The organism is Streptomyces albus subsp. albus (genome assembly GCF_000725885.1).
In the GTDB taxonomy this organism is placed as follows: Bacteria; Actinomycetota; Actinomycetes; order Streptomycetales; family Streptomycetaceae; genus Streptomyces; species Streptomyces albus.
On sequence record NZ_JODR01000009.1, the window covers coordinates 250,170 to 273,503 of the forward strand.

A 23,334-nucleotide genomic window follows, 5' to 3' on the forward strand; every position below is an offset into this window, starting at 1 on the left:
CTTTCGGCGGGCGGCGGAGGGGGCCACGGCCCTCGACGAGGGCCGTGGCCGGGGGCTTGTCAGCCGTTGCGCTTCCAGCGGGGCTTGTCGGCCCGGCGGTCGGGGGTACGGGGCGCGCCGCGGCCGTAGTTGGCGCGCTGCTCACCGGTACGGCCCTGGGGGCGGCGGTCGTCGCGCCGGTCGCGGTTGAAGGGGCGGTCGCCATTCCGGAAGCCCTCGCGGCGGAAGGGGCGCTCCCCGCCGTCGCGGCGCTCACGGTCGCGGCGTACGTCGTCGCGGCGGTAGCCGCCACGGGCACCGTCCCGGCCACCGTCGCGCCGGTCACGGTCGCGGTCACGATCCCGGTCCCGGCCGTACGAGCGGTCGTCCCGGTCCCGGCCGTAGGAACGGTCGTCACGGTCGCGGCCGTAGGAGCGGTCGTCACGGCCGTACGGGCGGTCGTCACGGTCGCGGCGGGCGCCGGAGCGGTCGTTGCCCCGGTCGAAGGAACGACGGTCCCCACGATCCCGGTCGCGGTCGCGGTCCCGGTCGCGGCCGTACGGGCGGTCGTCGCGGTCGCGGTCGCGCCCGTGGGGGCGGTCACCGCGGTTGCGGTCCCGGCCGTACGGGGGGCGGCCGGGACGGTCGCGCTCGGCGCGCTCCCGCTCGCGGCGTTCCGCCTCGGCCTTCGCCTCGCGCTCGGCTTCCGCGCGGGCCTCTTCCGCTGCCTGGGCGGCCTCGGCCTCGGCGGCTGCCGCGACGGCGGCCTCCGGGTCCTCTCCGCGCTCGCGGGCGGCGCGCGCGGTCAGGAGGGTGGCTTCCTCGCGGAGCTCGGCGGCGCGGCGCTGGAGCTTCTCCAGCTGCCGGCTGAGCTGCTTGGCCTCGCGCTCCGCCTGGCGGGCGGCGTTGGCCGCGGACTCCGCCTGGACCTCGGTCAGGGAACGGGCGCCGGTGATACGGGCCACATCCTCGTCGAAGACGTCGCCGCGGCCGATGATGTGCCGCGAGGCGTCGACGCCGGCGTCCTCCATCAGGCGGAAGATCTGCCTCCGCTGGTGGGGCAGGGCCAGCGAGACGACGGTCCCGGACCGGCCGGCCCGCGCGGTGCGGCCGGAGCGGTGCAGGTAGTCCTTGTGGTCGCCGGCGGGGTCGACGTTCAGGACGAGGTCGATGCCGTCGACGTGGATGCCGCGGGCCGCGACGTCCGTGGCGACCAGCACGTTGACCTTGCCGCCCTTGAAGTCCTCAAGGGTGCGGGTGCGGGCGCCCTGGGTCATGCCGCCGTGCAGCGCGTCGGCCCGTACGCCGGACTCGCGGAGCTGCTCGGCGACCCGGTCGGCGCCGAGCTGGGTGCGGACGAAGATGATCGTGCGGCCCTTGCGGGCGGCGATCGCGGCGGTCACCGGGGCCTTGTCGCGCGGCTTCACGACGAGGACGTGGTGCGTCATCGTCGTGACCGCGCCCTGGGCCGCGTCCACCTCGTGCGAGACGGGGTCGACGAGGTAGCGCCGGACCAGCGAGTCGATCTCCTTCTCCATCGTCGCGGAGAAGAGCATCCGCTGGCCGCCCTCGGGCACGAGGTCGAGCAGTTCGGTGACCTCGGGCAGGAAGCCCAGGTCGGCCATCTGGTCGGCCTCGTCGAGGATCGCGGTCTCGACGTCGTCGAGGGAGCAGGAGCCGCGGGTGATCAGGTCGCGCAGCCGGCCCGGAGTGGCGACGAGGATGTCGACGCCCCGCTCCAGCGCGGTGATCTGGTTGGCCATGGAGGTGCCGCCGCACACGACCTTGAGCTTGAGGCCGAGGGTGTCGCCGTACGGCTGGAGCGCGTCGGAGACCTGCATGGCCAGCTCACGGGTGGGGGTGAGGATGACGCCGCGGGGCCGCTTGCGCGCGGTGCGGCCACCGCTGAGCCGGGCGAGGAGCGGCAGGCCGAAGGAGAGGGTCTTGCCGGAGCCGGTGCGGCCCCGGCCGAGCACGTCCTTGCCGGCGAGCGCGTCGGGGATGGTGGCGGCCTGGATGGGGAACGGCGTGGTCACACCGTTCTGGGCGAGCTTCCGCACGACGGCCTCGGGCAGCCCGAGGTCGGCGAACGTGATCCCCGCCTCGTCGGCGTCGGAGTCCGAGCCGGACTCGGTGTCGGCGTCGGCTTCGGCGGCGCTGTCTTCGGCGTCGATGCCGGCGTCCGCGTCGACGTCATCGGTGATGACGCCGACCACGGCGGCCTCGACGGTCTCGGCGACCGCTTCGTCGGTGACGACCGCGTCGTCGGTGGGTTCCGTCGGCATGGGCTCGACGGTTTCAGAGAGGGTGACGGACATGCGTGATGCGAACCTTCCGGAGTCACTGGCACGCGCCCATAACTCCGTGAACACGCAAGAAACCGCCTCGATGCGGTCAGCCACGGCAGGAGAGAACGCGCCACACGGCGCGCTGTGAGATGGCGCCGGGCAAATGGGATCAAACGATCTACCAGCATACGCGGCCCGCACACCGGCTTGCAAACGAGCCCCCGAAGCCACCCGCGCACCGACCAACGGTACCGGCCGGGCACCTCACCGGACCGCCCCGGACGACGGCCCGTCGGCGAACCCTCCGGGGACCCGTCCGGCGGACGAGCAGCGGGTGGGCGGCGGAGGGCGGCGACGGGCCGCAGCGGGCCGCTGCTCACGTCGGATAGGGCTGGGTACGGCGGGAGAAGGTGCTGTCCGGGCCGCCGGGCGCGGCGGTGGTCCGGGTCGGTTCCGGGTCCGGGTCGGGCTTGCTGGGGGTGGGGCTGGGCGGGGCCGTCGGGGAGCCGGAACCGCCGCCACTGCCCCCGCCGGGGCCTCCGGCACCGCCCGTACCGCCCACGCCGCCGGTCGGGCCGGGCCGGGGCGGCCGGTCGCCGCCGGGGGACGAGCCGGTCGAGCCGGAGCCGCCGGACGCCGCCGATCCCTCGTCGCCGTCGTCACGGCCGTCGCCGTCCCGGTCCCCGCCGTGCTCGTCGTCACCCTTGCCGCTCTTGCCGCTTTTGCCGTGCTTGCCGTGTTTCCCGTGCTTGCCGCCCTTGCCGTCCCGGTCGTCGCCGTCGCGCCCGCGGCCGTCGCGGTCCTTGCCGCCACGGCCGTCGCCGCGGTCGCCCTCGCGGTGTCCGGTGCCGCCGGGGCCGCTGTCGGGTTCGACGGCGCTGCCGTGGTCGTCGCTGCGGCTGCCCACCGGTGCGGTGCCGCCCTCGCCCGGGTCGTCGGCGCCCTGCACCGTCATGCAGCCGCTGAGCGAGGAGACCGCCGCGAACATCAGCACGCCGACGGTGGTCCGGGCGAGGAGGCCGACGTGGGGCGCGGGCGCCGCGCCGGGGACGGCACGGGAAGCAGAACGGGAGGCGGTACGGGATCGGCGCACGGCGGGGACCTCCTGCGCTGGGCTTCGGCAAGTGCCGTGCCCAACTCCCCATCACCCCATCAGGTCACGCCCCACAGCGTGCACGGCGCCCCGTGCAGCGCGCACGCACCACGTATGCGCCCCGCTCCTTCCCCGCCCCGCGAGCCCCGAGCCGACGCGGGCCCGGAGCCGTGTCGGCCCCGCAAGCCGCGCGCACCAGAGCCGGCGCCCCCGGCTCAGCCGTAGCCCAGCTCGTGGAGCCGTTCGTCGTCGATGCCGAAGTGGTGCGCGATCTCGTGGACGACGGTGATCTCGACCTCTTCCACGACGCCCTCCCGGCTGCCGTCGTGGTCCCGCTCGACCAACCGCAGTGTCGGCCCCCGGTAGACGGTGATGCGGTCCGGCAGGACGCCCGCGTACCACTCGCCGCGTTCGGTCAGCGGTGTGCCCTCGTACAGGCCGAGCAGTTCGGGGTCGTCGGCCGCGGGTTCGTCCTCGACGAAGACCGCCACGTTGTCCATCAGTCTGGTCAGTTCGGGCGGTATCCGGTCGAGCGCCTCGGCGACCAGTTCCTCGAACTCCTCACGCGTCATCTCCAGCACGCGCCCATTGTCGGCCAGTCCGCCGCCCGGCGCCCCACCCCGGCACCGGCCTCCGTCCCGTCCCGGCGAAGTCCTGGCGGAGACCCGGCGGAGACCCGGCGGGGATCGTCCCCGCGGGACCGTCCGCACCGCCGGCCGGGTGCGTGCCCCACCCGTACGCCGTGCCACTCCCCACCCGTACGCCGCATCCCGTCCCATCCGTACGACGCGCCACGCATACGGACGCCGCACAAGGGGCATACCGGCCGACATGGCCAGCGTTGGCAGCACGCCGTTGCGGGCACGGACGAGCCGGTTGCGCCGGGCCGTCGCCCGGGTCACCGCCCTGCTGACCGCGCCCGGCCCGCACCCCTGGCGACGGGCGGCCGGACTGGTCGCCGTCACGCTGCTGGGGGCCTGGCTGGGGCTGCTCGTCGTGGGGAACGTACGCACCCCGGTCGGCCCGGTCGACACCACGATGACCCTGCGCCCCTCCCTCACCGGCGGCACCAAGGTGAACGTGTCCCCGCTCGGCGCCCTCGAACTGAGCAGTCACGCCGCGCCGCTGCGGCTGGACGTGGACGTGGACCAACTGGACCAGCAGCGCGCCGCCGCCCTCGTCAACCACCCCGAGCGGATCGAGGGCCTGGAGGAGGAGATCTCCGGCGACGTCCGGTCCGGTGCCCTCGACCTGGGGCTGCGCTCGACCGTCGCGGTGCTCACCGGCTCCTGCGCGCTCGCCCTCGCCGTCTACCGCCGCCCGCGCACCGCCCTGGCCGCCGGCGGCCTCTCCCTCGCCCTGCTGGTGGCCTCCGGCGCCACCGCGGCGGCCACCTGGAACCCGAAGTCCGTGCTGGAGCCGAAGTTCTCCGGACTGCTGGCCAGCGCCCCGCAGGTGGTGGGGACGGCCCGCAGCATCGCCACCGAGTTCGACGTCTACCAGAAGGAGTTGGCCCGCCTGGTGACCAACGTCACCAAGCTCTACGACGCGACCTCCACCCTCCCCGCCTACCAGCCCGACCCCTCCACGACCCGGGTGCTGCCCGTCTCCGACATCCACCTCAACCCCGCCGCCTGGCACATCATCCGCTCCCTGGTCGAGCAGTACGACATCGACGTGATCATCGACAGCGGCGACACCATGGACCACGGCACCGCCGCCGAGAACGGCTTCCTCGACCCCATCCCCGACCTGGGTGCCCCGTACGTGTGGGTACGCGGCAACCACGACTCCGCCACCACCCAGCGCGCCGTCGGGAAACTGGGCGGCCGGGACGGGGCGCGGGTGCACGTACTGGACGAGGGGAAACCGGTCGACGTCGCCGGGCTGCGCATCGCCGGCTGGGGCGACCCGCAGTTCACCCCCGACCGGTCCGTCGTCCCCGAGGGCGACCCGGCGGAACGGGCGAAGGGCCGCAAGCTGGCCGCAGCGCTGCGGGCCCAGCGCGCGGCCCGCACCCCCGTGGACATCGCCGTCGGCCACAACCCGCAGCTCGCCAAGGAGACCGACGGCCTGGTCCCGCTGGCCCTCGCCGGGCACACCCACAACCGGCGCACGGAGATGCTGCCGCACGGCACCCGGCTGATGACCCAGGGTTCGACCGGCGGCAGCGGGCTGCGCGCCGTCGAGGGCGCCGAGCCGGACAAGGTGCAGGCGTCCGTGCTCTACCTGGACCGGGACACCGACCGGCTTCAGGCGTGGGACGAGATCACCCTCGGCGGGCTGGGCCTGTCGAAGGCGGAAGTCTCCCGCCACCTCCCGGAGGACATGGAACCGGGCGCCTCGCCGTCAACGTCACCGTCCGGGTCACCCTCGCCCGCTGGGTCGCCGTCGCCCGCTGGATCGCCGTCGCCGTCACCCGCCGGGCCCAGCGGCACTGCCACTCGGTCGAGCCCGGCGACAGGCCGCTGAGGGCGGCGGGGCAGCCCCTTGCCGCCCGAATATGTTTTGGCGAACCGTCCGCACATCCCATATGCTGCCCACGCCTGCCGAAGCGCTGTTCACGCGCCCGGCCGGGCCGCACGCCCTCATCGTCTAGCGGCCCAGGACGCCGCCCTTTCAAGGCGGTAGCACGGGTTCGAATCCCGTTGGGGGCACCACCGCACCACCCCGAAGCCTCCGACCCGCTCCGCGCCGGTCGGAGGCTTCCGTGCTGTCGGCTCCGTGCACCCCTCCCCGCTCCCCCGCCCCGCGGCGACCGGTACGGGACAGCCCCTCGGGTCTGTTACTCTTTTCCGGCGACGTCACCCCTGCTGGGGAGGCCCACAAGGCCCTCCGCAAAGCGGTTGGGAGCACACGTCGCACTGTGCGAGACTGGAGCTCGCACAAAGCTTGGTCCTGTGGAGCAGTTTGGAGTGCTCGCCACCCTGTCAAGGTGGAGGCCGCGGGTTCAAATCCCGTCAGGACCGCTGCGGCTGGGTAGCTCAGTTGGTACGAGCGTCCGCCTGAAAAGCGGAAGGTCGCCGGTTCGACCCCGGCCCCAGCCACCGCAGCCCGAGAGGGCGGAGCCCCCTTCGATTCGCGTCGGAGGGGGCTTCTTCGTGTCCGCCGGGCGGGGTGGGTGGTACCTGAGGAGGACGCCCGCAGATCCGCATCTGTGGGGACGGCACGGCGTCGGCGGCTGCCTACTGTGGCGGCATGAGCGACCAGTCACGTGCCGCATCGGCGGCCATGCCGACGGAGACCGCCGCGGTCTCCGGCCTCCTCGCGGTAGTGCGCCACGACCTGTTCCGTGACGCCTTCGCCGCCCGTCCCCTGCCGCCCCGGGCGGAGCCGCGGGCGGACGGGCCGCTGCGGCGGCTGCCGGCCGGGGTGCGCAGTCGGCTCAGGTGGACGCCCCACGTGCTCCTGGTGGCACTCTCGGCGCTCGTCTTCCTGATCGGGGTCGGCAAGAACCCGGACGTCTCGTCCGTGTACGCCCTGGTGCCGCTCGTCCTGTGCTTCCTGAACGCGGCACCGATCGCGCTCACCCTGGTGCGGCCGGTGGGTGCCTACTGGATCTCGTACGGCGGACTGCTGCTGTCGCTGCTGTACGACGATCTGTGGGCGGCGTTGGGCCTGTTGTGCCATCTGTTGGTGATGGTGGTCGTGGTGCTGCGCACCCGGCCCCGGCTGGCCGGCGAGATGTGGGCGGTCTCCTTCGGCAGCGGGCTGCTGCTGACGGCGGTGCTGCTGCCCAGCCAGCGCGCCCTCCCCCAGGTCGCGGCGGTCTCCGCCGTGGTGCTGGTTGCCGCGGCGGCCGTCGTGGCCTGGCGCCAGGAGCGCCAGCACGTGGTGGAGACGGAGTCGGACAAGGAGCGGGAGCGGGCCCAGCGCACCGTGCTGGAGGAGCGCGCCATCATCGCCCGCGAGCTGCACGACGTGGTCGCCCACCACATGTCCGTGATCGCCATCCAGGCGGAGGCGGCACCGTACCGGGTGGCACAGACGCCGCCCGAGCTGGCCACCTCGTTCGCCACCATCCGGGAGAACGCCGTCGCGGCCCTCGCCGAGCTGCGCCGCATACTCGGCGTGGTGCGCTCCGGCGAGCCCGACCCGTTCGGGGACACCGCCCCCGAGGCACCGCAGCCCACCCTCGCCGACCTGGACGCGCTGATCGAGAGCGTGCGGGCCACGGGGCTGGAGGCGGAGGCCGTGGTCATCGGCGCGGTACGGCCGCTGCCGCAGGGGGTGGAGCTGTCCGCGTACCGGCTGGTCCAGGAGGCGCTCAGCAACGCGCTGCGGCACTCGCCCGGTGCCCCGGCGCGCGTCGAGGTCGCCTACGTGCTGGGCGGCCTGGGGCTGCGCGTGGTCAACGGCAGGCCCGAGCGGCCCGCCACCCCCTCACCAGGCGCCGGGCACGGGGTGCTCGGCATGCGGGAGCGGGTCCAGGTGCTGGGCGGCGCGATGACGGCGGGGCCGACCGAGGACGGCGGTTACGAGGTCAGCGCCTTCCTTCCCGTGGAACCGCCGGGGGAGGCGGAGGCCGGTGCGGGTGGTGCCTCGGGTGCGATTGGGGCCTCGGGTGCGGGTGATGTGTCGGGTGCGGGTGGTGCCTCCGGCCCGGGCGGTGCGTCCAGCACAGCTGGTGCGACCGGTGCGGGAGGTACCTCCGGCCCGGGTGATGCGTCCAGCACGGCTGGTGTGACCGGTGCGGGTGGTGCACCCGACGCCCCTGTCCCCGGCCCGGATGGGGCCTCCAGTGCGGCTGGGACCACCACTGCGTCCGCCGCGACCGCGCCGCCGGAGAGGCCCGGAACGCCGGATAGGCCCGGCACATCGGGAAGGCCCGGCAAGTCGGACGAGCCAGCCCCGGGCGGCACCAGTGGCGAGAGCCCCACCGTCCGGCTCGGCAAGGACGCCGGTCCCGGCAAGGAGGGCGTGGCGTGATCCGGGTGCTGATCGCCGACGACCAGGCCATGGTCCGCGAGGGTTTCTCCGTACTGCTCGGGGCCATGCCCGGCATCGAGGTCGTCGGGGAGGCCGAGGACGGGGTGGAGGCGGTGGCGCAGGTCGCCGCGCTGCGGCCGGACGTGGTGCTGATGGACGTGCGGATGCCCCGCATGAACGGGCTGGACGCGACCCGCGAGATCGTGGCCGCCGACAGCGGTGCCAAGGTGCTGATCCTGACCACCTACGACCTGGACGAGTACGTCTACCGGGCGTTGCGGGCCGGTGCCAGCGGCTTCCTGCTCAAGGACGCCTCGGCGGAACGGCTGGCCGACGGGGTGCGTGTGGTGGCGGGCGGCGAGGCGCTGCTGGCGCCGACGGTCACCCGGCGGCTGCTGGCGGAGTTCTCCCGGCTGGGGCCCTCGCGGACCCGTACCCATGAGCGGATCAAGGACCTCACGGAGCGGGAGAACGAAGTCCTCGCGCTGGTCGCGCAGGGCCTGTCCAACAGTGAGATCGCCGCGCGGCTCGTCGTCGCGGAGTCGACCGTCAAGACGCATGTGGGGCGGGTGCTGGTCAAGCTGGGGCTTCGGGACCGTACGCAGGCGGTGGTCTTCGCCTACGAGGAGGGGCTGGTGACCCCCGGCGGCTGACGGAGGGGCGGCCGGGCCCGCTCAGCCGGGGGCCGCCGCGTGTGCCGCCGTACGGTCGCGGCCCCCGGGGTGGCGGTGGCGCCAGATCCAGAAGACGGCGCAGGAGACCAGGGCCCAGGCGGCGAGGACCAGGTACGGCTGGAGCAATTGGTGCTCGGGGAAGTAGACGGCCGTGTGCTGGGCGTTCACCGAGGCGCCGGGCGGCAGCCAGCGGCCGATCTCACCCAGCGCCGACGGCAGCAGCGGCCAGGAGACGGCGCCGCCGGAGGAGGGGTTGCCCAGCAGCACCATCACGCCCCAGGTCGGCAGCATGGCCCAGCGGCCGATGAGGGTGTTGAACATGGTGAAGACCATGCCGCTGGTGAACATCGTCAGGGCCAGGATCAGCCAGGAGTGTGCGAAGGGCAGATTCAGGGCGCCCAGCCCCCAGTCGACGACGGCGGCGATGACGAATCCGCCCAGCAGGGCGTAGGCGAGGGTGAAGGCGATTCTCTCGGGCGGGTTGAGGCGCCGGGCGTGGACGCTCATCTGGATGGCGCCGATGAAGCCGATGATCACTGCGGCCAGGGAGATGTAGAAGATCGCCAGGCCGCGCGGGTCGCCCTTGTCCAGCGGTTTGAGGTCCTTCACCCGGACGGGGACGTCGATCTTCTTGCCAACCTGCGGGCCCGCCTGCTGGAGGAGTTGGGCGACGGAGGCTCCCGAGGCGCTGGAGATGTCCAGCTCGACGCCCTTGGGCCGCTCCACGCGCATGATCGCGAACACCTGCTGGGCCTCGATGGCCTGCTCCGCCTGCCGCCGGCTGTCGTAGTGCCGCAGGCGGAGTGAGGAGCCGAGCGCTTTCTCCATCCCGGCGACGAACGCACTGCGGTCCTGCGCGCTCTGCGGCTTGCCGACGACGGCGACGGGGAGGTGGTGCGGTGTCGGATTCGCCATCGCGTACGTGTACGAACCGGCGAAGAGGCCGGCCCCCGCGGAGACGATCAGCACCAGGACGGTGGCGGGGAGGAACGGCGAGTTCTTGAAGTCCCGCCACAGGTCGCCGGGGCTGCGCCTGGCGCCGTGCCTGCCGTGGGGGCGGTTCGACGGTTCCGGGTCCGCGCGGCGCTCGGACCACTCGGGTTCCTCGCTCATGCGCACCACACTAAGCGGGCATAGTGCGCATTTCCGGCGGGCCCCGGCGGGCGGAACACCCCTGCGAGTGCCCCGCCGAATCCCGCTCAAGCCCGCCGAAGCCCGACGAATCCCGCTCAAGCCCGCCGAAGCCCGCCGAAGCCCGCCGAAGCCCGCCCAAGCCCGCCGAAGCTCACCCGTCCCCGGTCCCCGAGGCGGGCGCCCCGCCCCGGGGAGCGGCGCCGTCAGGTGTCGGTGCGGTCCGCCCGGGTGGCCCGGCGGCCCCGTACCAGGGCGACGAGCGCCACGGCACCCGCCGCCACCAGCAGGACGGCCAGCAGCACCGCGTCCGGTACGGCGTCCCCCACCCGGCGGGCCCAGTTCTCGGCCGCGAACGCGCCGTCCACATCGGTGAGCCCGGGCAGCCCGGCCGCGCCGTCGAAGGCGAGGAAGAGCACCCCGAGCAGGACGAAGAACAGGCCCGACAGCAGGGAGGTGGTGTGCAGCCGCAACCGGCCGAGGCGCAGCTCCCGCCCCCGCAGCCAGCGGCGCCGCCCCAGGTCGAAGCGGTCCCACAGCAGCGCCAGCACGAACAGCGGGACGGCCATGCCGAGTGCGTACACCGCCAGCAGCACTCCGCCGTAGACGGGGTTGCCGTGCACGGCGGCGACCGTCAGCACGCTGCCGAGGATGGGTCCGGCGCAGAACCCGGCCAGCCCGTAGACGGCGCCCAGGGCGTAGACGGACAGGGCGGTGGTGGGACGGATGCGGCCGGACGCCTCGGCGAGGCGGCGCGGTGCGAAGCCGAGCCCCACGATCTGGGCGACGCCGAGCGCGATGATCAGCCAGCCGCCCACCGTGACGAGCAGGTCGCGGTGGCCGTAGAAGAGCCGGCCGGCGAAGGAGCCGGCCGCCCCGAGCGGCACCAGGGTGGTGGCCAGTCCCAGGTAGAAGATGCCCGTGCGGGCGATCAGCCGGCCGGCCGAGTCGATGGAGTAGGCGAAGAACGCGGGCAGCAGCAGGGCGCTGCACGGGCTGAGCAGGGCGAGCAGGCCGCCGAGGAAGGCGGCCACGTATCCGACCTCCATCAGTCCTGCTCCGCGTCCTTGCCGGACTTCGCGTCATCCTTGCCGGCCTTGTCACCCTTGCCGGTCTTCTCGGCCGCCGCCGCGGCCTGCTCGATCGTGTCGGTGAAGACCTTGTCGGGCTGGGCGCCGGCGATCGGCCGGCCGTTGACGAGGAAGGCGGGGGTGGCGGCGGCGCCGAGCCCGTACGCCTCGGTGCGGTCCTTGTCCAGCAGCTTCTCGGCGGCCTTGCTCGCCCGGTCGCGGTCGAAGCGGTCGAGGTCCTTGACGCCCGCCTCGCGGGCGATCTCGTGCAGGTGGGCGTCGGTGAAGGAGTTCTTCTCGTTGCCCTTGTCCGCGTAGACGGCCTCGTAGAACTGCCAGAAGCGGCCCTGTTCACCGGCCGCCCAGCCGGCGAGGGCGGCGCGCTCGGAACCGGCGCCGAAGACGGGGAAGTTGCGCCACTCGATGCGCAGCACGCCCTTCTTCACGTACTTGTCGACCAGTTTCGGTTCGGTGTCGCGGGCGAACTTGCCGCAGAACGAGCAGCCGAAGTCGGCGTACTCGATCATCACGACGGGCGCGTCGGCGTCGCCGCGCGCGAACGGGTCGTCGGCGTCGCGCCGGGCCAGCTTGAGCAGTGCCGGGTCGCCGGCGGCCGTGTTCTCGGAGCGGTCCTCTTCCGTGGCGTTCCCGGAGGCCGAGTGCGAGCCCGAGCCGCCGTTGTCGGAGGAGTTCCCCGAAACGGCGTACTGGGACAGCCACCCGGCCAGCAGCGCCACGACGGCGATCAGCACACCGATGAGGACTCCCTTGCGCGGGCGTCCGGAAGCTGCGGACGAGGATGAGGAGGAACGGGTGGAAGAGCGGGAGGAAGTGGGCATACGGACGTCTCCTGTGCTGTCGTACGGAGGGTGAGTGCGCGGTTCCGGTGCGGAGCCGTAGGCGCGTACGCGTGCGCTCCGCTCCGGGCGGCGCCTCTACACGCGCAGCACGGAGAGTTCGACGGGTCCCGGGGAGGGCGCGGGTGCGGGGCCGCGCACCGGTGGTCTCTCGTGCGCCGCCCCGATGGCGGCGTGCGACTCGGGTACGGCGCAGACCGGCAGGGCCAGCGGCAGCCACTGCTGCTGGCCGGCCGACGGTGCGGCCGGGAGCGCGCCGCCCTCGCCCTTGGACTTGTGGCAGCGCGAGGAGCCGGAGTCGTCGGACACGACGGCGGTGTGCGGCCCGAGGGCCGCGCCGGCGAACACGTGGTGTCCAGCCCCGTACCGGTCACCGCCCTGGTCGTCCCGGGCGGTGTGCTCGCCCGCGACGGTGTGCGGCGGTGCGGCGGCGGCACGGGCGGGGGTCCCGGGGGTGGCGGCCGTCGCGCACTGGGCGATCCCGAACAGCGACAGCAGCAGACCGACGAGCACGGCGGCGGCCTGCCGCACCGCTCGTACCGTTCCTCCGCAGCCGCTCATGCGGCCACCTTAACGGGAGGGCACCGGCCGCTCAGCGCACCCTGGACGCGTCCCGGCGGGCCTCGGACAGGGCGCGCCGCACACCCGGTTCGCGGGGGCCGAGGAAGTGCGGGTCGGGTCTCAGGGCTGCTTCGTACGCGGCTTTCACCGCGCCGGGCAGCTCCCGCAGGCCGCCCGCGTACCAGGTCGCGTCCCGCCGTTCGCGGACCGGGACGCCCCAGGCGTCGATGCCGGCCGCCCGGCACAGGGCGGCGGCCCGGCGCACGTGGTAGTCCTGGCTGACGAGCAGCGCCCGGTGCACCCCGAACAGCCGGGCCGCCCTGGTGCACGAGTCCCAGGTGTCGAAGCCGGCGTGGTCCGCGACGATGCGGGACGCCGGGATGCCGCGGCCGGTCAGATAGGTGCGCATCGCGCCGGGCTCGTCGTAGTCCCGGCGGCTGTTGTCGCCCGTGACGAGGAGGGCGCGGACCTTGCCCGCGCGGTAGAGCTCCACCGCGGCGTCGAGACGGTGGGCCAGATAGGGAGAGGGCTCCCCGTCCCACAGTCCCGCGCCGAAGACCACGCCCACGGGTGCCTCGGGCGCGGCGGCGACGCCCCGGGTGACGCGGTCGTCGGTGGACAGCCGCAGCCAGGTCGCGGGCAGCAGCGCCAGCACGCAGAGCAGCACCGCCGCCTGCGTCCACCTCCTGCGGCGTGTCCGCACAGCGCGGCGTTCCCGTATTGCTCCGTCGGCCACCCGGCTCCCCTCTTGACCGCCCGTTCAGCGGGCCGTTCCGTCGTCGTGAGCGACGCGGGAGGCGGGGCGGGCGGTTGCAAACCGTTCGCCACTGGGACCCGCGGGGTGCGATCCTGGTGCACGGTATGTCGACTTCCACCCCCTCTCCCCAAGAGCTGGCGGCTCGCCTGCCCGATCTCATGCTCGGCGACCAGCACCGGCTGGCCCGCCGGCTGGCGGGTGCCCGCAAGATCCGCAAAGGGGAGGCCCGCGCGGCCGTCCTCGCGGAGATCGCCGCCGCGATGGACGCCTCCGAACTGCGGGTCGCCGCCCGCCGCGAGGCCGTGCCGCGGATCACGTATCCGGAGCAATTGCCGGTCAGCCAGAAGAAGGACACGATCCTGGAGGCCGTCCGCGACCACCAGGTGGTGATCGTGGCGGGCGAGACCGGTTCCGGCAAGACGACGCAGATCCCGAAGATCTGCATGGAGCTGGGACGTGGCATCCAGGGTGTGATCGGTCACACCCAGCCGCGGCGGATCGCGGCGCGGACGGTCGCCGAGCGGGTCGCCGAGGAGGTGGGGAGCCCGCTGGGCGAGGCGATCGGCTGGAAGGTGCGCTTCACCGATCAGGTGAAGGACCACACGCTGGTCAAGCTGATGACCGACGGCATCCTGCTGGCGGAGATCCAGCAGGACCGCGAGCTGCGCCAGTACGACACGATCATCATCGACGAGGCGCACGAGCGGTCCCTCAACATCGACTTCCTGCTCGGTTATCTGGCGCAGCTGCTGCCGAAGCGGCCCGAGCTGAAGGTGATCATCACCTCGGCGACGATCGACCCCGAGCGTTTCTCCCGCCACTTCGGCGACGCGCCGATCGTGGAGGTCAGCGGGCGGACGTACCCGGTGGAGGTGCGCTACCGGCCGCTGCTGGAGGACGACGCGGAGTCCGCGGACCGCGATCAGGTGGCCGCGATCTGTGACGCGGTGGACGAGCTGCACGCCGAAGGCCCCGGCGACATCCTGGTGTTCCTCTCCGGCGAGCGGGAGATCCGCGATACGGCGGACGCGCTGGAGAAGAAGTTCAAACGCGCCCAGGGCCAGCAGCCGGGCCGCGGCGGCGTGGAGGTCCTGCCGCTGTACGCGCGCCTCTCGCACGCCGAGCAGCACCGGGTCTTCCAGCCGCACGCGGGCCGCCGCATCGTACTGGCGACCAACGTGGCGGAGACGTCGCTGACGGTCCCCGGCATCAAGTACGTCATCGACCCGGGCACGGCCCGCATCTCGCGCTACAGCCACCGCACCAAGGTGCAGCGGCTGCCGATCGAGCCGATCAGCCAGGCGAGCGCCAACCAGCGCAAGGGGCGTTCGGGCCGTACGTCGGAGGGCATCTGCATCCGGCTGTACTCGGAGGAGGACTTCTGCTCCCGGCCGGAGTTCACCGATCCGGAGATCCTGCGCACCAATCTGGCCTCGGTCATCCTCCAGATGACGGCGGCGGGGCTGGGGGACATCGAGAAGTTCCCCTTCATCGATCCGCCGGACCACCGCAGCATCAAGGCGGGCGTGCAACTGCTGGAGGAGCTGGGCGCGCTGGAGACGCAGGGGCAGGCCCGGAAGCTGACGCGCATGGGCCGCAGCCTGGCCCAGCTGCCCGTCGATCCGCGGCTGGCCCGGATGGTGCTGGAGGCCGACAAGAACGGCTGTGCGCACGAGGTCATGGTGATCGCGGCGGCGCTGTCCATCCAGGACCCGCGGGAGCGCCCGGCGGACAAGCAGCAGCAGGCCGACCAGCAGCACGCCCGGTTCAAGGAGGAGAGCAGCGACTTCATGGCGCTGCTCAATCTGTGGCGCTATGTGCGCGAGCAGCAGCGGGAGCTGTCGTCGTCGGCGTTCCGCCGCATGTGCAAGGCGGAGTTCCTCAACTACCTGCGGATACGTGAGTGGCAGGACATCTACGGCCAGCTCCGCCAGGTCGCCAGGACGATGAAGATCCGGCTGGAGGAGTCCCGGGAGGCGGCACCGGACGCGATCCACCAGTCGCTGCTGGCGGGCCTGTTGTCGCACATCGGTCTCAAGGAGGCCGACAAGAACGAGTATCTGGGCGCGCGGGGCGCCAAGTTCGCCGTCTTCCCCGGTTCGGCGCTGTTCAAGAAGCCGCCGCGCTGGGTGATGTCGGCGGAGCTGGTGGAGACCTCGCGGCTGTGGGCGCGGGTCAACGCGAAGATCGAGCCGGAGTGGGTCGAGCCGCTGGCCCAGCACCTGGTCAAACGGACGTACAGCGAACCGCACTGGGAGCAGAAGCAGGCGGCTGTCATGGCGTACGAGCGGGTGACGCTCTACGGCGTGCCGATCGTCGCCCAGCGCAAGGTCAACTACGGCCGGATCGACCCGGAGACGTCGCGGGACCTGTTCATCCGCAACGCGCTGGTGGAGGGCGACTGGCGCACCCACCACGAGTTCTTCCGGGAGAACCGCAAGCTGCTGGAGGAGGTCGAGGAGCTGGAGCACCGTGCCCGGCGCCGCGACATCCTGGTGGACGACGAGACGCTGTACGACTTCTACGACCAGCGGGTGCCCGCACACGTCGTCTCCGGCGCCCATTTCGACTCCTGGTGGAAGAAGAAGCGGCGCGAAGAGCCCGACCTGCTCAACTTCGAGAAGTCGATGCTCATCAGCGACCGCGCCGAGGAGGTGTCCGCCTCCGACTACCCGGACGTATGGCGGCAGGGCGGGCTGGCGCTGCCGGTGACGTACCAGTTCGAGCCGGGGGCCGACGCGGACGGCGTCACCGTGCACGTGCCGCTCCAGGTCCTCAACCAGGTGACGGGCGAGGGCTTCGACTGGCAGATCCCGGGCCTGCGCGAGGACCTGGTCACCGAGCTGATCCGCTCGCTGCCCAAGGCGATCCGCCGCCACTACGTGCCCGCGCCCAACTACGCCAAGGAGTTCCTGCGCCGGTCCGCCCCGCAGCCCGAGCCGCTGACGTACACCCTGGCGCGGGAGCTGAAACGGATGGTCGGCGTACCGCTCTCCGCGCAGGACTTCGACTGGTCGAAGGTCCCCGACCATCTCAAGATCACCTTCCGGGTGACGGACGAGCGGCGCCGCAAGCTGGCCGAGAGCAAGGACATCGAACAGCTCCAGTACCGGCTCAAGTCGCAGACGCAGACGGCGATCTCCAAGGCGTTCGACTCCTCGGCGCGGGCGGCGCACAAGAAGGCGCGCAAGACCGCTCAGGGCGCGCCCGGCACGCCGCCCGAAGCGGCGGGCGGGGACGCCGGCTCGGCGCTGCGGCGCACGGGCCTGACGAGCTGGACCCTCGGCACCCTCCCCCGTACGTTCGAGACCCGGCGGGCCGGCCAGCCCGTCAAGGCGTACCCGGCGCTCGCCGACGAGGGCGAGACGGTCGCCGTGCGGCTGTACGACACCGAGGCGGAGCAGAAGACCGCGATGTGGCGCGGCACCCGGCGCCTCATCCTGCTCAACATCCCCTCCGACCCCGCCAAGTTCGCGCAGTCGAAGCTGAGCAACCAGCAGAAGCTGGCCCTGGCCCGCTCCCCGCACGGCAGCGTCCAGGCCCTCTTCGAGGACTGCGTCTCCGCGACGGTGGACCGGCTCGTGGCCGCCCACGGCGGCCCCGCCTGGGACGAGGAGGGCTTCCGCAAACTCTTCGACGCCGTACGCACCGATCTGGTGGACGCCACCTTGCGGACCGTCCGCCAGGTGCAGGAGGTACTCGCGGCCTGGCACTCGTGCGAAGGGCGGCTGCGGGCGACGACCAGCCCGGTGCTGGCCGAGTCCGTCGCGGACGTCCGCACCCAGCTCGCCGAGCTGATCAAGCCCGGCTTCGTGACGGAGCACGGTGCCGGGCGGCTGCCCGACCTGATGCGCTATCTGATCGCCGCCGACCGGCGCCTCCAGCAGCTCCCGCACAACGTGGAGCGGGACCGCACCCGGATGGCGAAGGTCCACGAGATGCGGGACGAGTACCTGTGGCTCCTGGAGCAGTTCCCGCCGGGGCGGCCCGTACCGCAGGCGGCGCGGGACATCCGGTGGATGATCGAGGAACTGCGGGTCAGCTACTTCGCCCACGCCCTCGGTACGGCCTATCCCGTCTCCGACAAGCGGATCGTCAAGGCCGTCGACGCCGCCGCACCGTGAGTGAGGGAGCCGCCGCACAGCGTGAGTTCGCCCTGGGGGGCTGACCTGCGGTAGAGTTCCATCTCGCGAGGTCCTGTGGAGCAGTTTGGAGTGCTCGCCACCCTGTCAAGGTGGAGGCCGCGGGTTCAAATCCCGTCAGGACCGCACGAGAAAGCGGAAGGGCCCGGCAGCCAGTGGTTGCCGGGCCCTTCCGCTTGTCGCATTCACCCGTTGCCCACTCGGCCGTGCCCCTCCCTGCCGCCCGGGCCGGCACATCAGGGTCCCCTCACACCCAGACCTGTACGTGGACGAGCTGCCGCCCTGCGTGTTGACGGGCCCCCTGGAGGGGGGTAGTCCTGAGCGTGGAGGTGAGGGCGATGACGGCAGGCGCCCGTGACGGGCTCCGCGCGGAGGCGCGGGCTCTTCTGCGCGCCCATCTGGCCGCCACCGGCCGCCGCCGGCACGCGAGACGGCACTGCCCCGTCTGCCACCGTCTGCTGCGCCTGGCACTGGCGACGGCCCCGCGCAACGCCGGCCGGGAGGAGCTCCGCGAGCCCCGGTGAGGGGCAAGTGGCGGGCGCAGCCCAGCTGTTGGCGCTTTACCGTACGGGAAGCGGTCCTCACAAGCCCCCACTTATGTGGCAGGTGTCACTCAACTGAGTCGTATCGTCAGGGAACTTGAGGGGCCCTCAGATGCCGTCAATTTAATATGTGCAATTGCACCGGGCTCGCACCGCTGTGACCGGCACCTCTGCGAAGGCCGCCCCCCGGCGACGCCGGCCGGCCCTCGCACGAGCTCTCACAACCGCTCAGCAGCGCTCACCAACGCCCACCCTCGGTGCTCGTCAGGGCAACAAAAAAGATCGCGCCGGACCCGGCGGAGTCCGACGCGATCAACGGGCGGGCACTGTTGGGGCAGTGGCCCGGCCGTGTGGTGCTGAGCGGGCGGCCGGTCGGGGTGGGGGCCCCGGTCAAACGCCCTTGGTGGTGCTGTTGTGCCTGGTCAGCGGCCTGGTCAGGGCTCGCTGCGCTGCTGCGGGATGCCCGCCAGCAGGGCGCGCACCTCCGCCTCGCGGTAGCGGCGGTGTCCACCGAGCGTGCGGATGGACGTGAGCTTGCCCGCCTTCGCCCACCGCGTGACCGTCTTGGGGTCCACGCGGAACATCGTGGCAACCTCAGCCGGGGTCAACAGCGGCTCGGCATCAGGGGTGCGAGCGGTCATGAGCGGCCTCCTCGGGAGAACCGAACCATCACGGTTCTTTCCTCTAAATTCTGCACCTTGACCCGCGTTGCCCGATATGGCGGACGCGAGCCGAGTCGGTTATAGGACGAACGGCTTGTCCTCGGCACTACAACTACACCATCTGTCCAGCCACGTCGGCCAAACCGATGGAATTGCCCTCTCAGGTGTTCAACCTCGGCGGAAGCCGATGGACCGTCCCATAGCGGACAGTCATCCCTCCGTGACATACAGTCACAGAAGGAGCAAGGGTCATCAGACCCACCAAGGAGCGCAATACCGATGTATCCACCCATAGTTGGGCGGAAGAAGTCCCCTGCGGACTCCTTGTCCTATTTTGACACGAGGGATAGCTCTGAGAGCAAGACCCGTTTAAGTGCAATCCATCACGCTTGAGGCAAAGACCCGGTTCGGGACGTAGGTCCCACTCCTCCCCCGCCGATCGGCGGGGGCCCCGCGGGACAGCCGTCCCCGCCGTCCGGCGGGGTGGGTGCCTCAGTTCGCGTACTGCAGCTGGCGGACCGCCCTCCAGCGCTCCGTCAGCCGCTCGTACGCCGCTCCCGCCCGCTCGCCGTCGCCGGCGCGGAGAGCGGCCAGGCCCTCCGCGACGTCGGCGGCGGAGTGGTCACCCGCGAGTTGATCCTCGGGGATCGCGTGGACCAGCCCGCCGTAGTCCAGTTCGACGAGGGAGCGCGGATGGAACTCCTCCAGCCAACGCCCCACATCGACCAGCCCGTCGACGAGCGGTCCCTCCTCCAGCTCTTCGCGGAGCACCTTCAGGCCGCGGGCGAGGCGGCGCCTCGCCTCCACCATGGGAGTGCGGTAGCGGAGAACGAACTGCTGTCCGCTCTCCTCACCCGTTTCCTGCTTCGCAAACTCCTTCTCTTCGTCGACGAAGAGAACGAACCACCGCACCGGCACATGCCACAGCGCGGTGCGGATCCAGGGGCGGGCGTCCGGGTTGCGCTCGCGCCACCGTTCGTAGTCGGCGGTGGCCTGCCGGCGCACCACGGGCGGCAGCGCGGCGTCCAGCACCGGCTGGGGCAGGTCGAGTTCACGGTTCCCGGCGGCCTGGGTGAGCGCGGCGAGGGCCTGCCAGCCTCTCAGCCGGGTGCGCCAGGGGCACACACACGTCACACCGTCCACTTCCGTCACGAAAGCGTCCGCGCTCTCGCGCACCGGCACCACCACCGGCGGCACCGGCACCAAGTCGGCCAGCGACCGGCGGATTTCGTCCTGGGCGGTCGGAAAGCGCTCGGCCTTCGCATACGCGATCCAGTGCGAGCGCTCCGGTTCCGGGAACGCGGCCAGCGGTTCGTAGATCCGCAGGTAGGCCGCGTACGGGACGACGACCGACGCCTTCTCAGCCACGCATTGCCTCCATGCCCCTCCGTGCCTTTCGTCTCCGTGTCGTCCTCGTGTCGTCCCCGCGCCGTCCTCGTGCGCGTTCGGCCGCGCCGTGCGGACCGGCTCGTCACGAGCCTGGAAGACAGTTGACTACCCCGATCGTGGGACCGCAACGTGCCCGTGACGCGCGGGTCGTACGCTGCTTGCCGACCGGCCCTCGCCGGACCCGAACCGCCACAAGCACCCGGCCCGGCCGAGGGCTACGACGCGAACACAGGAGTCACCACCGTGATCGAGGTACCACCTTCCGCCGGTGTTCCCTCCGGCGTCCCCGCGGGGGACCCGGTCGTCAGCACGCTCTTCCGCTCCGACCAGGGCGGCCATGAGCAGGTCGTGCTCTGCCAGGACCGCGAAAGCGGGCTCAAGGCCGTCATCGCGATCCACTCCACCGCCCTGGGCCCGGCCCTGGGCGGCACCCGGTTCCACGCCTACGCGGGCGCCGCCGACCCCGAGCAGGCCGCAGTGCTCGACGCGCTCAACCTCGCGCGTGGCATGTCGTACAAGAACGCGCTGGCCGGGCTGGACCACGGCGGCGGCAAGGCCGTCATCATCGGCGATCCGGAGCAGATCAAGACCGAGGCGCTGCTGCGCGCCTACGGCCGCTTCGTCGCCTCGCTCGGCGGCCGGTACGTCACGGCCTGCGACGTGGGCACCTACGTGCAGGACATGGACGTCATCGCCGAGGAGTGCCGCTGGACGACGGGCCGCTCCCCGGAGAACGGCGGCGCCGGCGACTCCTCCGTGCTGACCGCCTTCGGCGTCTACCAGGGCATGCGGGCCGCCGCGCAGCGGCTGTGGGGCGCCCCCACGCTGCGGGACCGGCTGGTGGGCGTGGCCGGCGTCGGCAAGGTCGGCCGGCACCTGGTGGAGCACCTGGTGCGGGACGGGGCGCGGGTGGTGCTCACGGACGTGCGCGAGGAGTCCGTGCGCGAGGTGCTGGCGGCGCACTCCGGCGCCCCGGTGACCGCCGTCGCGGACACGGCGGCGCTGATCCGCACCGAGGGACTGGACGTGTACGCGCCGTGCGCGCTCGGCGGCGCGCTGAACGACGAGACGGTGCCGGCGCTGACCGCCAAGGCGGTCTGCGGAGCGGCCAACAACCAGCTCGCCCACCCCGGCGTGGAGAAGGACCTCGACGAACGGGGCATCCTCTACGCCCCCGACTACGTGGTGAACGCGGGCGGCGTCATCCAGGTGGCGGACGAGCTGCACGGGTTCGACTTCGCACGTGCGAAGGCAAAGGCAAGCAAAATCTTCGACACGACGACCGCCATTTTCGAGCGCGCGGCGACCGACGGGGTGCCGCCGGCGGTGGCCGCCGACCGGCTCGCCGAGCAGCGCATGGGCCTGTGAGCGCCGGGTGACGGGCGGCTGACCGCCCGCTGACGGGCAGCGGAGGGTCCCGTGACAGTGGTCTCACCACCCCACGGCGGGTCTCTCCGCTACAGGAAGGTAAAATCGCCACTGACCAGCACGAGAAGGGTCAGTGGGCGCGTCGGACGGCGGCCGTGTCGTGCGGGCGACGTACCGTACGGCGGCGGAAGCAGGTACCGTTGAAGCCCTGAGTACCGGTCTCTCACCAGAGAGGCCGCTATGAACCATGAACGCGTGTCAAGACTCTGGGGCCGTCGAGCCCCGTCGTTGAGGGGGTCGAGCCATGGGGCGCGGCCGGGCCAAGGCCAAGCAGACGAAGGTCGCCCGCCAGCTGAAGTACAACACTGGCGGGACAGACCTGACGCGCCTGGCCGAGGAGCTGGGCGCATCGACGTCGAACGAGTCGCCGAACGGCGGCCGTTTCGAGGACGATGAGCAGGACCCGTACGCACGGTACGCGGATCTGTACAACGACGAGGATGACGACGACGTGGACGAGTCGTCCGACCCCCAGTCGAAGCGCCGCGGCGCCTGACATTCTTCACTCGCACCGACCCGGTCCGGCAACCGCCGGGCCGGGTTCTGATGTGCGCAGCCGCCCCGTGCCGGAACACGGGGCGTCCGGGACGTCGGGTCAGCGCGCATAGTCACCCGTCAGGGTGACCGCCTCCGTGCGGTCACCGCGTTCGGTGATCTCACCTGCGACCCAGGCGTCCACACCGCGGTCGGCGAGGGTGGCCAGCGTTCCGTCCACCGCCTCCGGCGGCACGACGGCGATCATGCCGACCCCCATGTTGAGCGTCTTCTCCAGTTCGGGGCGGGCGACCTTCCCGGCCTCGCCGACCACGTCGAAGACGGCACCGGGCCGCCACGTCGAACGGTCCACCCGCGCGTGCAGTGCCTCGGGGATGACCCGCGCCAGGTTTCCGGCCAGCCCGCCGCCGGTGATGTGCGAGAACGCGTGCACCTGCTGCGTCCGCGTCAGTTCCAGGCAGTCCAGCGCGTAGATCTTGGTCGGCTCCAGCAGTTCCTCGCCCAGGGTGCGGCCGAACTCCTCCACATGCCGGTCCAGGGTCCAGCCCGCCCGGTCGAAGACCACGTGCCGCACCAGCGAGTACCCGTTCGAGTGAAGCCCGGAGGACGCCATCGCGATCACCGCGTCCCCCGATCGAATGCGATCCGGGCCCAGTACGGCGTCGGCCTCCACCACTCCGGTGCCGGCGCCCGCCACGTCGTACTCGTCCTCCCCCAGCAGGCCCGGGTGCTCCGCCGTCTCGCCGCCCACCAGCGAGCAGCCCGCCAGGACGCAGCCCTCGGCGATGCCCTTGACGATCTGCGCCACCCGCTCGGGGACGACCTTGCCCACGCAGATGTAGTCCGTCATGAACAGCGGTTCCGCGCCGCAGACGACCAGGTCGTCCACCACCATCGCCACCAGGTCGTGGCCGATGGTGTCGTGGACGTCCATCCGCTGGGCCAGCGCCACCTTCGTGCCCACGCCGTCGGTGGCGGAGGCCAGCAGCGGGCGCTCGTACGCCTTGAGGCGGGACGCGTCGAACAGGCCGGCGAAGCCGCCCAGGGTCCCCACGGACTCGGGCCGCTGGGTCCTGGCGACCCACTCCTTCATGAGCGTCACGGCCCGGTCGCCGGCCTCGATGTCGACCCCGGCGGCGGCGTAACTGGCGCCTTCACTCTGTGTCATCGGTACGTCTTCCTGTGTCACTGCGGTGGGCTGGCATGCTGCTTCCTTCTTCCGGCGTCCGGTCCTCGACCTGGCGGGTGGGGCGGCTCCGCCGGGGACCGGCGGACCGCCGCGCCGCCCCTCCCGCGCCGGACGGCCCGGGAAAGCGGGTCCGCGGCGCTCGGGCGGG

General features: G+C 72.4%; 18 protein-coding genes and 4 tRNA genes. 11 read left to right on the plus strand and 11 right to left on the minus strand.

What is annotated here, in order from left to right; translation table 11 throughout:
• Positions 1-59 precede the first annotated feature (59 nt).
• The 3 genes from IO40_RS0112235 to IO40_RS0112245 form a co-directional block, all read right to left on the minus strand.
• Positions 60-2,297 carry a DEAD/DEAH box helicase gene (locus IO40_RS0112235; protein ID WP_031175413.1) on the minus strand — a complete coding sequence of 746 codons (2,238 nt, stop codon included), beginning with the start codon at positions 2,295-2,297 and terminating at the stop codon, positions 60-62.
• A 346-nt stretch (positions 2,298-2,643) separates the two neighbouring features.
• Positions 2,644-3,360 (minus strand): hypothetical protein, encoded by a 717-nt coding sequence (locus tag IO40_RS34825; RefSeq protein ID WP_051719316.1) that lies wholly within the window; start codon positions 3,358-3,360, stop codon positions 2,644-2,646.
• Positions 3,361-3,575: 215 nt separating this feature from the next.
• Entirely contained in the window at positions 3,576-3,941 is a 366-nt protein-coding gene (locus tag IO40_RS0112245) for a metallopeptidase family protein (protein WP_030407719.1), read from the minus strand.
• A 250-nt stretch (positions 3,942-4,191) separates the two neighbouring features.
• Here IO40_RS0112245 and IO40_RS0112250 point away from each other — a divergent pair, with 250 nt between their 5' ends.
• From IO40_RS0112250 to IO40_RS0112275, 6 genes are all read left to right on the plus strand, one after another.
• Entirely contained in the window at positions 4,192-5,832 is a 1,641-nt protein-coding gene (locus tag IO40_RS0112250; protein WP_033229844.1) for a metallophosphoesterase family protein, read from the plus strand.
• Between the two features lie 112 nt (positions 5,833-5,944).
• A tRNA-Glu gene (locus IO40_RS0112255) sits at positions 5,945-6,020 on the plus strand.
• A 234-nt stretch (positions 6,021-6,254) separates the two neighbouring features.
• A tRNA-Asp gene (locus IO40_RS0112260) sits at positions 6,255-6,329 on the plus strand.
• Between the two features lie 4 nt (positions 6,330-6,333).
• Positions 6,334-6,407 (plus strand) — tRNA-Phe (locus tag IO40_RS0112265).
• A gap of 151 nt (positions 6,408-6,558) precedes the next feature.
• Positions 6,559-8,289: a sensor histidine kinase gene (locus IO40_RS33485; RefSeq protein ID WP_234336592.1), complete on the plus strand. Its 1,731-nt coding sequence runs from the start codon at positions 6,559-6,561 to the stop codon at positions 8,287-8,289.
• Positions 8,286-8,942, plus strand: a complete 657-nt coding sequence (locus tag IO40_RS0112275; protein WP_016471844.1) for a response regulator — start codon at positions 8,286-8,288, stop codon at positions 8,940-8,942. Before IO40_RS33485 ends, IO40_RS0112275 begins: the two co-directional genes overlap by 4 nt.
• Before the next feature lie 21 nt (positions 8,943-8,963).
• On the opposite strand, the gene IO40_RS0112280 is transcribed toward IO40_RS0112275, so the two are convergent.
• The 5 genes from IO40_RS0112280 to IO40_RS0112300 all read right to left on the minus strand — a co-directional run bounded on the left by IO40_RS0112280 (position 8,964) and on the right by IO40_RS0112300 (position 13,318).
• Positions 8,964-10,076, minus strand: coding sequence for a hypothetical protein (locus tag IO40_RS0112280; RefSeq protein WP_016471845.1), 1,113 nt, complete (start codon positions 10,074-10,076; stop codon positions 8,964-8,966).
• 224 nt (positions 10,077-10,300) lie between these two features.
• Positions 10,301-11,143 carry a cytochrome c biogenesis CcdA family protein gene (locus IO40_RS0112285; protein WP_031175416.1) on the minus strand — a complete coding sequence of 281 codons (843 nt, stop codon included), beginning with the start codon at positions 11,141-11,143 and terminating at the stop codon, positions 10,301-10,303.
• Positions 11,143-12,003: a DsbA family protein gene (locus IO40_RS0112290; RefSeq protein WP_031175417.1), complete on the minus strand. Its 861-nt coding sequence runs from the start codon at positions 12,001-12,003 to the stop codon at positions 11,143-11,145. The genes IO40_RS0112285 and IO40_RS0112290 overlap by 1 nt, the downstream gene beginning before the upstream one ends.
• Before the next feature lie 96 nt (positions 12,004-12,099).
• Positions 12,100-12,582, minus strand: a complete 483-nt coding sequence (locus IO40_RS0112295) for a hypothetical protein (RefSeq protein ID WP_016471848.1) — start codon at positions 12,580-12,582, stop codon at positions 12,100-12,102.
• A gap of 31 nt (positions 12,583-12,613) precedes the next feature.
• On the minus strand, positions 12,614-13,318 hold the full coding sequence (locus IO40_RS0112300; RefSeq protein WP_234029893.1) for a SanA/YdcF family protein: 705 nt from the start codon (positions 13,316-13,318) through the stop codon (positions 12,614-12,616).
• Between the two features lie 125 nt (positions 13,319-13,443).
• Here IO40_RS0112300 and hrpA point away from each other — a divergent pair, with 125 nt between their 5' ends.
• The 3 genes from hrpA (at position 13,444) to IO40_RS0112315 (ending at position 18,005) form a co-directional block, all read left to right on the plus strand.
• Positions 13,444-17,463, plus strand: coding sequence for an ATP-dependent RNA helicase HrpA (gene hrpA / locus IO40_RS0112305; RefSeq protein WP_031175419.1), 4,020 nt, complete (start codon positions 13,444-13,446; stop codon positions 17,461-17,463).
• Between the two features lie 69 nt (positions 17,464-17,532).
• Positions 17,533-17,607: transfer RNA gene (locus IO40_RS0112310), tRNA-Asp, on the plus strand.
• Positions 17,608-17,819: 212 nt separating this feature from the next.
• Entirely contained in the window at positions 17,820-18,005 is a 186-nt protein-coding gene (locus IO40_RS0112315) for a DUF6274 family protein (protein ID WP_016471852.1), read from the plus strand.
• 452 nt (positions 18,006-18,457) lie between these two features.
• Here the strand turns inward: IO40_RS0112315 and bldC are convergent, their stop codons facing one another.
• On the minus strand, positions 18,458-18,664 hold the full coding sequence (gene bldC, locus IO40_RS0112320; RefSeq protein WP_016471853.1) for a developmental transcriptional regulator BldC: 207 nt from the start codon (positions 18,662-18,664) through the stop codon (positions 18,458-18,460).
• 513 nt (positions 18,665-19,177) lie between these two features.
• A complete protein-coding gene (locus tag IO40_RS0112325) occupies positions 19,178-20,053 on the minus strand; it encodes a DUF8083 family protein (RefSeq protein WP_031028292.1) in 876 nt (291 codons plus the stop codon).
• A gap of 264 nt (positions 20,054-20,317) precedes the next feature.
• Between IO40_RS0112325 and IO40_RS0112330 the strand changes: the two genes are divergently transcribed.
• Together IO40_RS0112330 and IO40_RS0112335 are read left to right on the plus strand one after the other, a co-directional pair.
• On the plus strand, positions 20,318-21,442 hold the full coding sequence (locus IO40_RS0112330; protein WP_016471855.1) for a Leu/Phe/Val dehydrogenase: 1,125 nt from the start codon (positions 20,318-20,320) through the stop codon (positions 21,440-21,442).
• A gap of 304 nt (positions 21,443-21,746) precedes the next feature.
• Complete coding sequence (locus tag IO40_RS0112335; protein ID WP_016471856.1) at positions 21,747-21,998, plus strand: DUF3073 domain-containing protein; 252 nt, start codon at positions 21,747-21,749, stop codon at positions 21,996-21,998.
• A gap of 99 nt (positions 21,999-22,097) precedes the next feature.
• On the opposite strand, the gene purM is transcribed toward IO40_RS0112335, so the two are convergent.
• Positions 22,098-23,165 (minus strand): phosphoribosylformylglycinamidine cyclo-ligase, encoded by a 1,068-nt coding sequence (gene purM, locus IO40_RS0112340; protein WP_016471857.1) that lies wholly within the window; start codon positions 23,163-23,165, stop codon positions 22,098-22,100.
• Between the last annotated feature and the right edge of the window lie 169 nt (positions 23,166-23,334).